Annotated in this window: 13 protein-coding genes and 1 tRNA gene; 10 read left to right on the top strand and 4 right to left on the bottom strand. The window is 63.7% G+C overall.

The features are described 5' to 3' along the window. Window positions 1–161: 161 nt before the first annotated feature. Window positions 162–1,301 (top strand): GSCFA domain-containing protein, encoded by a 1,140-nt coding sequence (locus tag BLV27_RS01220; protein ID WP_092641067.1) that lies wholly within the window; start codon window positions 162–164, stop codon window positions 1,299–1,301. A 4-nt stretch (window positions 1,302–1,305) separates the two neighbouring features. Continuing rightward, entirely contained in the window at window positions 1,306–2,898 is a 1,593-nt protein-coding gene (locus BLV27_RS01215; protein ID WP_092641064.1) for a glycosyltransferase family 2 protein, read from the top strand. Window positions 2,899–2,953: 55 nt separating this feature from the next. On the opposite strand, the gene BLV27_RS01210 is transcribed toward BLV27_RS01215, so the two are convergent. Then, window positions 2,954–4,354, bottom strand: a complete 1,401-nt coding sequence (locus BLV27_RS01210; protein WP_092641060.1) for an L-serine ammonia-lyase — start codon at window positions 4,352–4,354, stop codon at window positions 2,954–2,956. 7 nt (window positions 4,355–4,361) lie between these two features. Continuing rightward, complete coding sequence (locus BLV27_RS01205) at window positions 4,362–5,231, bottom strand: lysophospholipid acyltransferase family protein (protein WP_170831313.1); 870 nt, start codon at window positions 5,229–5,231, stop codon at window positions 4,362–4,364. 136 nt (window positions 5,232–5,367) lie between these two features. Between BLV27_RS01205 and BLV27_RS01200 the strand changes: the two genes are divergently transcribed. The 5 genes from BLV27_RS01200 to BLV27_RS01180 are packed head-to-tail and all read left to right on the top strand — an operon-like array spanning window position 5,368 to window position 8,585. Then, complete coding sequence (locus tag BLV27_RS01200) at window positions 5,368–5,970, top strand: lytic transglycosylase domain-containing protein (protein WP_092641054.1); 603 nt, start codon at window positions 5,368–5,370, stop codon at window positions 5,968–5,970. A gap of 27 nt (window positions 5,971–5,997) precedes the next feature. Next, window positions 5,998–6,648 (top strand): lysophospholipid acyltransferase family protein, encoded by a 651-nt coding sequence (locus BLV27_RS01195; RefSeq protein ID WP_092641050.1) that lies wholly within the window; start codon window positions 5,998–6,000, stop codon window positions 6,646–6,648. Further along, complete coding sequence (locus BLV27_RS01190; RefSeq protein ID WP_092641047.1) at window positions 6,645–7,580, top strand: phosphatidate cytidylyltransferase; 936 nt, start codon at window positions 6,645–6,647, stop codon at window positions 7,578–7,580. Before BLV27_RS01195 ends, BLV27_RS01190 begins: the two co-directional genes overlap by 4 nt. After that, the gene (locus BLV27_RS01185; RefSeq protein ID WP_139176525.1) at window positions 7,577–7,948 is read left to right on the top strand and encodes a hypothetical protein; all 372 of its coding nucleotides are present in this window, start codon (window positions 7,577–7,579) and stop codon (window positions 7,946–7,948) included. The genes BLV27_RS01190 and BLV27_RS01185 overlap by 4 nt, the downstream gene beginning before the upstream one ends. Continuing rightward, the gene (locus tag BLV27_RS01180; RefSeq protein WP_092641041.1) at window positions 7,941–8,585 is read left to right on the top strand and encodes a CDP-alcohol phosphatidyltransferase family protein; all 645 of its coding nucleotides are present in this window, start codon (window positions 7,941–7,943) and stop codon (window positions 8,583–8,585) included. The genes BLV27_RS01185 and BLV27_RS01180 overlap by 8 nt, the downstream gene beginning before the upstream one ends. A gap of 11 nt (window positions 8,586–8,596) precedes the next feature. Here the strand turns inward: BLV27_RS01180 and BLV27_RS01175 are convergent. Then, window positions 8,597–8,672, bottom strand: a tRNA-Lys gene (locus BLV27_RS01175). 144 nt (window positions 8,673–8,816) lie between these two features. Between BLV27_RS01175 and dapF the strand changes: the two genes are divergently transcribed. The 3 genes from dapF (at window position 8,817) to BLV27_RS01160 (ending at window position 11,483) form a co-directional block, all read left to right on the top strand. Beyond that, complete coding sequence (gene dapF, locus BLV27_RS01170; RefSeq protein ID WP_244504495.1) at window positions 8,817–9,629, top strand: diaminopimelate epimerase; 813 nt, start codon at window positions 8,817–8,819, stop codon at window positions 9,627–9,629. Beyond that, window positions 9,626–10,888 carry a tRNA (N(6)-L-threonylcarbamoyladenosine(37)-C(2))-methylthiotransferase MtaB gene (gene mtaB / locus BLV27_RS01165; protein ID WP_092641038.1) on the top strand — a complete coding sequence of 421 codons (1,263 nt, stop codon included), beginning with the start codon at window positions 9,626–9,628 and terminating at the stop codon, window positions 10,886–10,888. Before dapF ends, mtaB begins: the two co-directional genes overlap by 4 nt. Window positions 10,889–10,979: 91 nt before the next feature. Continuing rightward, window positions 10,980–11,483 carry a fasciclin domain-containing protein gene (locus BLV27_RS01160; RefSeq protein ID WP_092641035.1) on the top strand — a complete coding sequence of 168 codons (504 nt, stop codon included), beginning with the start codon at window positions 10,980–10,982 and terminating at the stop codon, window positions 11,481–11,483. Window positions 11,484–11,514: 31 nt separating this feature from the next. Here BLV27_RS01160 and BLV27_RS01155 read toward each other — a convergent pair whose 3' ends face one another. Continuing rightward, entirely contained in the window at window positions 11,515–12,399 is an 885-nt protein-coding gene (locus tag BLV27_RS01155; RefSeq protein ID WP_170831312.1) for a DMT family transporter, read from the bottom strand. Between the last annotated feature and the right edge of the window lies 1 nt (window position 12,400).

Below are 12,400 nucleotides of genomic sequence, written 5' to 3'. Positions count from 1 at the left end.
ATGCCTGACAAGATGACCTCCCGCTATCTCCGGGGCGCGGATCCGTCCTCAAAGGGGTCTCGGTCTAGAACCGCGCCCGGAGCAGGGGCCATTGGGCGGGCGTTCCTTTCATCTGTGATGACAGCCCAAGTTTCGACCTGCTTCCCAAGGATGCCCGAGCGATGAACAAGAAAGCCGAAGCCAATACGTTCAACTTTCAGCATACCCGTCAGGAAGGCGTATTCCGGACCTGGTTTCGGGGGGAGCATACGAACTTCAACCCCGACTTCGAGAAGATGGCCGAGACCGACGCTGCGCTGAAATGGGTCACGCAGGGGTGGGAGCCGGCCCGGCGTATGGTAACGCCGGACACCAAGATCACCGCATTCGGATCGTGTTTCGCGGCGAACATCTCGAATTGGCTGGCCGGACGGAACTACAGCATCCTTACCAGGGACCAGGGCTCGAACGCCTATGTCGTGAAGTGCGGCGAGGGGATGGTGAACAGCTTCGTCATCCGACAGCAGTTCGAGTGGGCCTTCGAGGGCACGAGATTCGAAGAGGATCTCTGGCACGGCTACTCCGCCGAAAGCTACGGCTACGACGAGGATATCCGCAAGCAAACGCTGGATATCTTCTCCAAGACGGATCTGTTCATACTGACCTTCGGCCTGTCGGAAGTCTGGTATGACGAGGTCACAGGCGGCGTATTCTGGCGCTCCATCCCGGCAGAGGTCTATGACCCGTCGCGCCACAAGTTCCGCGTGACCACCGTCGAGGAAAACAAGGACAACATCCGCGCGATCTACGCGCTGATCCGCAAACACCGCCCGGACGCCAAGATCATCACCACGCTGTCGCCGGTGCCCCTGATCGCGACCTTCCGGCCCGTGTCCTGCATCAGCGCCAATTCCGTATCAAAATCTGTTCTGCGCGTCGCGCTGGACGAGCTGATGCGGGAGCTGGGGGATGAGGGATACCTGCACTACTGGCCCAGCTACGAAATCATTACCGACGTCTTCCATTCGCCCTTCAAGCAGGACCGAAGGCACCTGCCCAAGGCCGTGCTCGACTTCATCATGATGCTCTTCGAACAGGTCTGGTGCGAGAAGCAACCTACGGACGAGGAGATGCTCAAGCATTGGATTGCGGCACTGTCTTGTGCCGGCCTGATCTCCGACCGGTTGGAGGCCGCGGTGCGGGATGACAATCTGAACGCGCTCAAACGGATCATGGGCAAGCGCAAGGTCGCCCGTCACCCCGAGGCCGAGGCTGCGATCCGGGCGCAGTTGGATCGTCTCGAAACACTGCTGAAGAAGTAGTCGGATGCCTGGCGCCCTGCGCAAGAACGGTCAGAAGATGATCGAGTCGTTTCCGAAAGGGGCGCGCGGTGCCGAGGTCGGCACCCACGAAGGTCGTGCCACGCGCGCCCTGATCGACATCGCCGCTCCCGAGACCCTGATCCTGATCGACCCCTGGGCCGAAGACGCGGAACAGGACGCCCGGCCTTTTGCTTACACGGCCGACCAAGCGACCCGCGACGCGCAATTCGCTGCCGTAACGGACGCCTTCCCGCAGGCCAGCATCGTGCGGCTGCCGTCCACTGCGGCGCTGAATGGTTTGCGGGATGCCTCGCTCGACTGGCTCTGGCTGGATGGGAACAAGCACTACGACGTGGTGCTTGCCGACCTGGAACAGGCCGTCCGCGTGGTGCGCCCCGGCGGCATCATCGGCGGGGGCGGCTTCCATTGGGGCAAGGAAATGGGTCGCCCGGTGCGCGAGGCGGTAATGGATATCGCCGCCCGGCTGGACGGCGCGATCTGGCGGAACGAGGGTCAGTTCTGGACGCTGAGCCTGCCTGAAACGGTTGTCTTACAGGGCCGCCCAACCGACGAACGGTTTCTCATCATATCCACGATGAAAAACGAATCCCCCTACATCCTGGAATGGATCGCGCATCACCGCGCCATCGGCTTCACCGATTTTCTCGTCTTCACGAACGATTGCGACGACACGACCGACCCCCTGCTGGACCGGTTGGAGGAGGTTTCGCCCGCCGGTGGCGTGCTGACGCACCAGGTGAACACTGTCCTGCAACGCGGACCGCACAAATCGGCTTTGAAATGGGCGCGGGACCACGTGTTACTGCACAAGGCCACTTGGATCCTGATCGCTGACGTCGACGAATTCATCAATGTGAAGCTTGAAGACCGCACGATTCAGGCTCTGATGCGCCATTTAGGCCCTGAAACGGACGTCGTGAGCTTTCCCTGGAAGATCTTCGGGAATGGCGGTGTGCAGGCGTTCAAGGACAAGCCGCTGACCGCGCAGTTTCACATTTGCGAAAAGGTGCCCAAGCGGGGCGGGCGCACGAAGCGCGACGTGAAGACCATGTTCCGCAAACCCGAAGCGATGTACCACTTCGGACTGCACCGCCCCCGTGTTCGCGAGGATTGGCAGGATCGCATCGTCTGGAAGTCGCCCACGGGGGCCGACATCTCCAGCCGGATGAACAAGGGCAAGACGTGGACGATGCCGTGGGACGGATGCCAAGACGCGGCGTATCAGCATCACTATCCGCTCCGCTCGCTCGAAAGCTATATCCTGAAAAAGAACCGCGGTCGTGCAAACCACATCAACGAGGATCTCGGCATCGACTACTGGGACAAGTGGAACATGTCGGGCGGCCGCGACAAGTCGCTCAAGGACGGCGCGCCCGGTTTTGCCGAAATACTCGCCACGCTGCGCGCCGACCGCAAGATCAGGCAACTGCATAAGCAGGGCGTTCAATGGCACCGCGACCAGTTTCAGGAACTCATGAAGCAGCCAAGGTACCAGGCACTCTGGGACGAGCTGAAAGCCCGCGAGGCGCAGGCCGGGCACGAAAAGCCGGGCAACGCCCAAGACGACGCAGCCTGACCCGTCTTCCTTTTGCCGGAAATATCCCGGGGTCCGGGGCAGAGCCTCGGCGGCTTCAGCATTCCGGCAGGTTGACCGCCAGGCCGCCTTGACTGGTTTCCTTGTATTTCTCGGACATGTCGCGGCCGGTCTGGCGCATCGCCTCGATGCAATTGTCGAGCGGCATGAAGTGCGTCCCGTCGCCGCGCAGCGAAAGGGAGGCCGCCGACACGGCCTTGATCGCACCCAGCCCGTTGCGTTCGATGCAGGGAACCTGCACCAGTCCGGCGGCCGGGTCGCAGGTCATGCCAAGGTGATGCTCCAGCGCGATTTCGGCGGCGTTCTCGATCTGTGCGTTCGTCCCGCCCAGTGCGGCGCAAAGCCCCGCCGCCGCCATGGCCGAGGCGGATCCGACTTCCCCCTGGCACCCGACCTCGGCCCCCGAGATCGACGCGTTGTGCTTGATCAAACCGCCGATCGCCGCCGCCGTCAGAAGAAACGTCCGGATTCCCTCCTCCGTCGCGCCGACGCAGTGGTCGCGGTAGTACCGGATCGTCGCGGGGACCACCCCCGCCGCGCCGTTCGTGGGCGACGTGACGACCGCACCGCCCGCCGCGTTCTCCTCGTTGACGGCCATCGCATAGACCGACAGCCAGTCGTTCACGACATGCGGTTGAGCCAGGTTCTTGCCCGCTTCATCCCGTAATTGCGCGTGGATGGCCTTGGCCCGGCGCTTCACCGCCAGGCCGCCGGGCAAGATGCCGTCCTGTGCCAGACCGCGATCAATACAAGCGTTCATTGCCCGCCAAACGCCGTCCACACGCTCTTTCAGGCGCGTTTCGGGTGTCAGGACGCATTCGTTGCGCCATTTCATCTGCGCGATGCTGAGGCCTGAAGTGGAACCCATCTCCAACATTTCGGCTGCGCTGCCGAACGGATGGGGAAACCCGGCTTCTGCCTTGGCGGCATGCAGGTCGGGCGGGTCCGAAAGCTCGCGCTCGGTCACGACGAACCCGCCCCCGACGGAGTAGTAGGTCTCTTCCATCCGAAGCCGGTCGCCGGCATCGAAGGCCCGCAGGACAAGGCCGTTGGCATGGCCGGGCAGGGGCGGCCCCCAGTCGAATATGATATTTGCCTCGGGGTCGAAGGCCATCTGGGGCAAGTCGTCCGGCGTTACCGTCTTGCTCGCCTTCAGCTGCGACAATGCGGTCTCTGCGGCATCCATGTCGACCGTCGCAGGCTCAAACCCCAACAGACCCAGTGTCACGGCGCGGTCGGTCGCGTGGCCCTTGCCCGTCCAGGCGAGCGATCCGTGCAGCGTCGCTGTTAATTTCGCGGGCGGACCGGCCCCCGGTTCGGGCTCGGCCCCGCCGCGCAGGGCGGCCAGAAATCGGGCGGCGGCAACCATCGGCCCCATCGTGTGTGATGACGAGGGGCCGATGCCCGGCTTGAAGATGTCGAAGATGCTCAGGAACATGGGGGCCTCAGGGTTTGGGCGTCTTCACACGGCTAATCTTCCAGCGCTGATGCAGCCAGTGCCATTGCGACGGATAACGCGTGACCCACGACGACAGGCGGTCATTGAAGGCCCGCATCATGGTTTTGGCATCGGTCGGGGGGATAGGTTCTTCGAATACGACACGCAGCTCCCCGTCGTCCGGTGCGAACGCCGGAACAAGCGGAATGTCGTAGCGCAGCGCCAGTTCCGCCGCGGCAAGCGAGGTTTTCGCATCCTGTCCGAGGAAGGGCATCGCGGAGCCGTCCCCAATATGCTGATCGGGCAGCAACGCCATGAACCCTCCCGACCGCAGATGGCCGATCATCGTCCGGTATCCGGCGCGGCCTTTGGGAATGATCGGTTGACCACCCAGATCGATGCCTGAGCGGAAGATCGGCTCGTAGTAAGGGTTGTTGTTGGGGCGATAGATCGCGCCCGCTTCCATTCCGGCAGCCTTGAGAACGTGCCGAATCGCTTCCCACTGGCCAAAGTGACCCGACACGACGATTGCGCCCCTGCCGTGCGCCTTGGCGGCGCGCAAGGCCTCCCATCCCGGTCCGTCGGGCCGAAGGTTGGCGACCTCGTCGGCGAACTCCGCGTTGAACCAGATCCCGGTCAGGGACCGCCCGACGTTGCGGCCGACTTCGGTAACGATGGCGTCGCACCGGTCTTCGGAGATGTCCGGCCATACGTGATGCAGGTTGTCCGTGATCCGGTGCCGCAGGGGCGAATGGCGCACGACCTTTTCCGTGACCCAGCCGACGATGCGCCGCCGATGGGGCAGCGGGAACATCGCGACCAGCGCCAGAAGCCCGCGCAGGGTCAGGCCCTGTATCCAGTAGGATAGTTGTTTCACCGCCCCGGCGTGACGCATGACGGGACTTTGTTCAAGGTGGACGAACACTGGCGGAGGTTTGCCGACGCCGAACTCCGGACTCCCCGGATGTCGAATTCTGCGATACGCGACAAAAAACAACCGATCGCGTTCCGATATGCTTCGTATTCTCTTGCCGCTTGTCTTGGTGCTTTCCGCCTGTGTTTCCACCCCCGAGCCGCAGACAACGACCCAACCCGCAGTCGCGCTCTTTCCCGGTGAAACGCCGGAAGTTCGGTCTTTGGTCAACAAATGGGCCGATTACTACGAGGTCCCCCGCAGCCTTGTGCACCGCGTCATTCAACGTGAAAGCGACTACCGCGCCCGCGCCCGGAACGGCCCGTATTGGGGAATGATGCAGATACTTCCGGCAACGGCGCGCAACATGGGCATGTCCGGGGAGCCGCGCCAACTACTGGAAGCGGATACCGGTCTCAAATACTCCATCCGCTACCTGCGGGGGGCGTGGATGGTCAGCGACGGGGACGAGTACGAGGCGATGATGTGGTACGCGAAGGGCTATTACTTTGAAGCCAAGCGTCGCGGTCTGTTGCGGGAAACCGGCCTGCGCGGCGATCTCTGGCAACGCTATGACGCGGGCGGCGCACAGATGCCCCCGATCGATGAAGCCGGCCGCGTGCTGACGCAGGAGGCGGAGGCCCCCGAATGTCGACGCGCGACGGGATTTTTTGGCGGACGTGGCGCTGAGGTCTGTTCCTGACGGAATCGCCCGACTAAGGTCGCCGCCATGACGACCGATACTTCTTTCATAACCCGCATCGCAGCCGCAGTCGCCGCCGGTGCCATTGAGCTTTTTGCCCGTTTGATCACCGCCGTGCGCGCCGATTGGCGGGGGGTGGAGCCGGTGCCCGGACGGCGCGTTTACTACGCCAACCATGCGAGCAACGGCGACTTCGTCCTTATCTGGACGGTTCTGCCCAAACGCCTGAGGGAGCGGGTGCGGCCTGTGGCCGGGGCGGACTATTGGCTGGCCAGCAAGTTGAAGAGTTTCATTGGTCGTCAGGTCTTCAACGCCGTTCTGATCGATCGGACCGGAGATGGTCCGAGGGAAGCCCCTGTAGAGCAGATGGCCGAGGCGCTGGACGAGGGGTCATCGCTCATCATATTTCCCGAAGGCACGCGCAACCTGACCGATGAGCGTCTGCTTCCGTTCAAGACCGGCCTGTTTCATCTGGCCAGCGTTCGCCCCGACACCGATTTCGTGCCTGTCTGGATTGAAAACCTGAACCGCGTCATGCCCAAGGGTGAAATCGTGCCAGTCCCACTTCTGTGCAAGGTGACTTTTGGCGCGCCGCTACGGCTTGAGGGTGACGGCAAGGACGCCTTTCTAGCGCGCACCCGCGACGCGCTGCTTCACCTGTCCGAGGGCAAGGCATGATTCCCGACCTGATCGTACTGCTGTCATGGATTGTCGGCCTGCTGATCGTGGCAAGCTTTATCGGTGGCGTTCTTCAGAAAAAGTACTCCCCGAACGGCGAAAACGACGGGATCGAGAACCTGACCGCCCGTATTCGCGCCTGGTGGGGCATGGCGATTCTGATCGGGTTGGCCTTTCTGGCTGGGCGCACCGGTGTCGTCATCCTGTTCGCGCTGTGCAGTTTCGCCGCCCTGCGCGAGTTCATGACGTTGACGAACGTACGCCGGTCGGACCACTGGACGATGGTTCTCTCCTTCTTTGTGGTCATTCCGCTCCAATACTGGCTGATCTGGGCGGGCGAATACGGGATCTACTCGATCTATATTCCTGTCTACTGCTTCCTGCTGGCACCGATCATCTCGGCGCTGCGCGGCGAGACCGAGAATTTCCTCGTCCGGGTGGCGGAGGTGCAATGGGCGCTGATGATTTGCGTGTTCTGCGCCAGCCACGTGCCTGCTCTCATCACGCTGGATATCGCCGGATACGAGGGGCGCGGCGTTCTGTTGATCGCCTTCCTGATCGTCGTGGTGCAGCTTTCTGACGTTCTGCAATACGTCTGGGGCAAGCTTCTGGGCAAACACAAGATCGCGCCCCGCCTGTCACCGAGCAAGACGGTCGAGGGGTTCATTGGCGGCGTCGCCTCGGCCACGCTGATCGGGGCGGCGCTTTACTGGATCACGCCGTTCACGCCGGTGCAGGCGGGCGTCATGGCGTTGGTCATCGCATTGATGGGGTTCTTCGGCGGGCTGGTCATGTCGGCGATCAAGCGCGACCGGGGCGTCAAGGACTGGGGCCATACGATTGAGGGCCATGGCGGCTTCATCGACCGGCTTGATTCGGTGGTCTTCTCGGCACCGATCTTCTTCCATCTGACCCGCTACTGGTGGACGTGATCCGCACCCTCGCGCGACAGACCTGGCTGCATGTCGCGGCCGGGGCGGCGCTGATGGGCGGGTGGGCGGCTTTTGCCAACCGTGGGCACCCAACGTCGGAAATGGTGCAAGCGGCAGTGGTCCAGGGGCTGATGTCGGGTCTTCTGACGGCTGTCCTGAAGATCGTGGCCGATCATCTTCTCAGGATATTGCCGCATTGGACGCTGGCCGCGGGGATCGCCCTCCTGATTTCGGGGACGATGCTGGTCAAGGTACACCTGATGGCGGGCACGCCCGAACTCGGGGCGACTGTTGTCGTGCCGCTGCTCGTATCGGGCAGCTATGTTTTTCTTTACTGCTTTCTCAGACAGCGAGGCCCTCATGGCTGACACCAAGAATCGCCGCCCCCTGACCAGCCGCGACACCGGTTGGGCGCGGGCGATCACGCGCAGACTGGCCGCATCCGGCATCGCGCCGAACCAGATCTCGGCCGCCAGCGTCGGCTTTGCGGCTTTCGCCGGGATATGCTTCGCCGCCGTCGCCTGGACCGAGGGGGGGGCGCGCATAGCGGCGCTGATCGGAGGCGGGCTCTTCGTGCAAATGCGTCTGCTGTGCAACCTCTTCGACGGGATGGTCGCGGTGGAGGCCGGGCAGGGCGGTCCGACGGGCCCCTTCTGGAACGAAGTGCCCGACCGCGCGGCCGATATCCTGATCCTGGTCGGCGTCGGCATCGGGTCGGGGCTTGCCTGGCTGGGATGGGCGGCGGCGGCGGTGGCCGTCCTGGTGGCCTACTTGCGGGCCTTCGGTGGCGCGATGGGCCAGGACGCGGACTACCGCGGCCCCATGGCCAAGCAGCATCGTATGGCGATCGTGACGGTCGCGGCCGTCGCCGGGGCGGCTTTGGTCAATTGGACCAACATCGCACCCGTCCTGCAACTCGCGCTCTGGGTCGTCGTTCTGGGGGGATGTGTCACTGCATTTCGCCGCGCGACAGTGATCTGTGCGACATTGGTCCAATCAGACTGAAGCGGGAAAAGTGGTGAGCCGACAGGGGTTCGAACCCTGGACCTACTGATTAAAAGTCAGTTGCTCTACCAGCTGAGCTATCGGCTCTCCGGGGGTGCACGTATCGCTGCTTTCCGGGGGGGTCAAGACCGGCTTCGACGGCATGTCACAGATTTTCCCGGTTTTGCGTGCGCCCACGATCTGCTGCGTGTCCCTCTGGATTAGCGCGGCCTGTGCCTATATCGGGGCTGAATGACGACTCTTGGCACAGAAGGCCTGCCGTTCATGAAGATGCACGGGCTGGGCAACGACTTCGTGGTCGTGGACGCGCGGGCGACTGGCCCGCGCATTACGGCTGATATTGCGAAAGCCGTCGGTGACCGGCATCGTGGGGTGGGCTTTGACCAGTTGGCTGTTATCCGTGGCCACGACGTCGCGGATGTCGAGCTTTTGTTCTGGAACAGCGACGGCAGCGCTGCAGGGGCCTGCGGCAACGCCACCCGCTGCATCGCCGCTTGGGAGATGGCGCGGCGCGGGGTCAATACGTTGACCTTGCGGACCGAACGCGGCGTGCTGCAGGCGCGGGATGCCGGCGGTGGTCTGACATCGGTCAACATGGGCGCGCCCCTGCTGGACTGGGCCGATGTGCCTCTGGAGCAGGCGCTCGACACGCTGCATCTGCCGATCGACGGCGATCCGGTGGCCACTGGCATGGGCAATCCGCATTGTACGTTCTTCGTCGCAGATGCGGATGAGGTCGATCTGAACACCTTCGGCCCGACCTACGAACATCATCCGTTGTTTCCGGAACGCACCAACGTGCAGGTCGCCCACGTGGTCGGCCCGGATCATTTGCGTATGCGCGTCTGGGAGCGGGGGGCTGGCCTGACGCTCGCCTCCGGTTCCTCCTCCTGCGCTGCGGCGGTGGCGGCTGCGCGCCGGGGCCTGACGGGACGCCGGGTTCGCATCGACCTCGATGGCGGTACGATTCACATCGACTGGCGCGATGACGGCGTCTGGATGACCGGGCCGACCGCACATGTCTTCGACGGGGTCTTGCGGTGAGAGCCCCAATTCTGTCCAATCATGGCTGCCGGCTGAATGCCTATGAGGCCGAAGCGATGCGCGATCTGGCCACGCAGGCCGGTCTGGGCGACGCGATCATCGTCAACACCTGCGCCGTGACCGCCGAGGCCGTGCGCAAGGGGCGGCAGGACATTCGCAAGCTGCGCCGCGAGAACCCCGGCGCGCGCCTGATCGTGACGGGCTGCGCTGCGCAGACCGACCCCGCAAGTTTCGCCGCCATGGCAGAAGTCGATCACGTCATCGGCAACACCGAGAAAATGCAGCCCGGCACCTGGGCCGGGTTGGCCACTGGTGGATCGGAGCCTGTGCAGGTCGACGACATCATGTCAGTGACCGAGACCGCCGGGCACCTGATCGACGGGTTCGGCACCCGCAGCCGCGCCTATGTGCAGGTGCAGAACGGCTGCGATCATCGCTGTACTTTCTGCATCATCCCTTACGGACGAGGCAATTCGCGGTCGGTGCCGGCCGGGGTCGTGGTCGATCAGATCAATCGCCTTGTCGCGCGCGGCTTTAACGAGATCGTCCTGACCGGCGTTGATCTGACCAGTTGGGGCGCGGATTTGCCGGGGCAGCCGCCGCTGGGTGATCTGGTCGCGCGTGTTCTGAAGCTGACCGATGTGCCGCGGCTGCGCATCTCCTCCATCGACAGCATCGAGGTGGACGAGGCGCTGATGCGCTGCATCGCCGAGGAACCACGCTTGATGCCGCATCTCCACCTGTCGCTTCAGCACGGTGCCGATCTGATCCTCAAGCGGATGAAGCGCCGTCATTTGCGTGGTGACGCCATCGCCTTCGCAAAGGAAGCGCGCCGCCTACGCCCGGACATGACCTTCGGGGCCGATATTATTGCCGGATTTCCGACCGAGACAGAGGCCCATTTCGAGGAGTCGCTGCGTCTGGTCGAGGACTGCGACCTGACCTGGTTGCATGTCTTCCCCTATTCGCCGCGCCAGGGAACTCCGGCGGCCAAGATGCCCGCCGTGGATGGCAAGATCATCAAGGCCCGCGCCGCGCGCCTGCGCGCCGCCGGAACCGCCGCCGTGTCGCGCCACCTGGCGGCGCAGGTCGGACGCGACCATGCCGTCCTGATGGAAAGCCCCCGCATGGGTCGCACCGTGCAGTTCGCCGAAGTCACGTTCGACGTCGACCAACCCGAGGGTCAGATCGTGCCGACCCGAATCACCGGCGTTTCGGGCGTGCAGCTTGCCGGGACGGCTCAGGTTACGCGCGCGTAAAAAACGTTCGGCAATTTTGATCCATCTGCCGTTACCCTACGTAAAGCGAGGGCTGAAGCCAAAATGCTGCTTACCAAACGGGAGATATGACATGGATTTTAACATCAACCGCCGCCGCATGCTGCAACTGACCGGGGCCGGCGTCGGCCTGACCGCGCTTGGCGGCTGCGTCAGCGCCACCACCAGCACCCCTGACATCGTGGACACCGCGGTGGCCGCCGGTTCGTTCACCACGCTCGTGGCCGCGGTTCAGGCGGCCGGTCTGGTTGAGACGCTGAAAGGCCCCGGCCCGTTCACCGTGTTCGCGCCGACCGACGATGCCTTTGCCGCGCTGCCCGATGGCACGGTGGAGAGCCTGCTGCTGCCCGAGAACAAGGACAAGCTGATCTCGATCCTGACCTACCATGTCGCGCCGAACAACTATCCCGCGTCCAGCCTGGTTGGCACCAACGGACGTATCCCCACCGTCAATGGCAAGCCGCTGCACATCGACGGTCGCGATGGCGTTTCCGTCGAAGGCGTGCCGGTCGAGACCGCTGACGTCTTCGCCTCCAATGGCACGATTCACGTCATCGGCAGTGTTCTTCTGCCCTGATGCGATCGATGCTGGCCCCGGTGTGCCGGGGTCAGCGCGCCCGCAATCCGCTTCCCACGGCGCGCCCGGACAATGCGGTCATCAGCCCCGCCGTGGCGATCAGAACGATGCCGAGCCAGCCCCACGCGCTGGGCAGGTGCGAGAACAGCGCGAAATCCAGCATTACCGCAAAGACCAGACCGGCGTAGTCATACGTAGCGAGCGTCGAAATCGGGGCCCTTGCAGCCGATTCGGTTGCCGCGATATGCGTTGCCGCCCCCAACAGGCCCGCCGCGCCCAGCCACAGCCACAGCGAGCCCGTCATCGGTGTCCAGCCGGTCAGCAGGACCGCGACAAACCCCATCGCAGTCACGATTACCGCGAAGCTCAAGGCGATGGACATGACTGTTTCCGTCGCCGTCATTGCCCGGATCTGCACCCGGATCAGCGCCATCAGGAAGGCTGATGCGATCCCCGCGATCATTCCCGACAACTCCGGCCAGCCCCAGTCCGGATTCGCCGAAGCGGTGTAGAGCATCGCCATCATCCCCGCGAAGCCGAGTGCGACGGCGATCACCGTGCGCACCGAGAGCCGCTCCCCCAGCAAGATGACCGCCGCCGGGATCGACAGAACCGGGGTCAGGTAGGACAGCGTCTGTGCCGACGTTACAGGCAACTGCGCCAGCGCGTAGAAGTTCAGTGCCATCGTCACCCCGCCCAGTGTCCCGCGCAGCAGGTGCTTGCGCGGAGCCTTGGGCCGCAGATCCGACACCGGCCCCGTCAGCAAGGCCCAGATCAGCAGAGGGGGTATCGACAGCAAGGCGCGCAGAAAGACGACTTGCGCAGTGCCCGCCGTCTCTGACGCGCCGTGGACGCAGAAGCCCAGCAATGTCGCAAAAACAGCCGCCGCCAGACGCAGGGCGATGGCCGATCCCATC

The organism is Jannaschia faecimaris (assembly GCF_900107415.1).
In the GTDB taxonomy this organism is placed as follows: domain Bacteria; phylum Pseudomonadota; class Alphaproteobacteria; order Rhodobacterales; family Rhodobacteraceae; genus Jannaschia; species Jannaschia faecimaris.
This window is presented reverse-complemented; position numbering and strand designations above follow the sequence as displayed.

Excerpts from the sequence above, each read along its gene's own strand:
- BLV27_RS01220 (WP_092641067.1), top strand. The coding sequence starts at position 162 with ATGAACAAGAAAGCCGAAGCCAATACGTTCAACTTTCAGCATACCCGT.
- BLV27_RS01160 (WP_092641035.1), top strand. The coding sequence starts at position 10,980 with ATGGATTTTAACATCAACCGCCGCCGCATGCTGCAACTGACCGGGGCC.
- dapF (WP_244504495.1), top strand. The coding sequence starts at position 8,817 with ATGACGACTCTTGGCACAGAAGGCCTGCCGTTCATGAAGATGCACGGG.
- BLV27_RS01190 (WP_092641047.1), top strand. The coding sequence starts at position 6,645 with ATGATTCCCGACCTGATCGTACTGCTGTCATGGATTGTCGGCCTGCTG.
- BLV27_RS01200 (WP_092641054.1), top strand. The coding sequence starts at position 5,368 with ATGCTTCGTATTCTCTTGCCGCTTGTCTTGGTGCTTTCCGCCTGTGTT.
- BLV27_RS01180 (WP_092641041.1), top strand. The coding sequence starts at position 7,941 with ATGGCTGACACCAAGAATCGCCGCCCCCTGACCAGCCGCGACACCGGT.
- BLV27_RS01215 (WP_092641064.1), top strand. The coding sequence starts at position 1,306 with ATGCCTGGCGCCCTGCGCAAGAACGGTCAGAAGATGATCGAGTCGTTT.
- BLV27_RS01210 (WP_092641060.1), bottom strand. The coding sequence starts at position 4,354 with ATGTTCCTGAGCATCTTCGACATCTTCAAGCCGGGCATCGGCCCCTCG.
- BLV27_RS01155 (WP_170831312.1), bottom strand. The coding sequence starts at position 12,399 with ATGGGATCGGCCATCGCCCTGCGTCTGGCGGCGGCTGTTTTTGCGACA.
- BLV27_RS01195 (WP_092641050.1), top strand. The coding sequence starts at position 5,998 with ATGACGACCGATACTTCTTTCATAACCCGCATCGCAGCCGCAGTCGCC.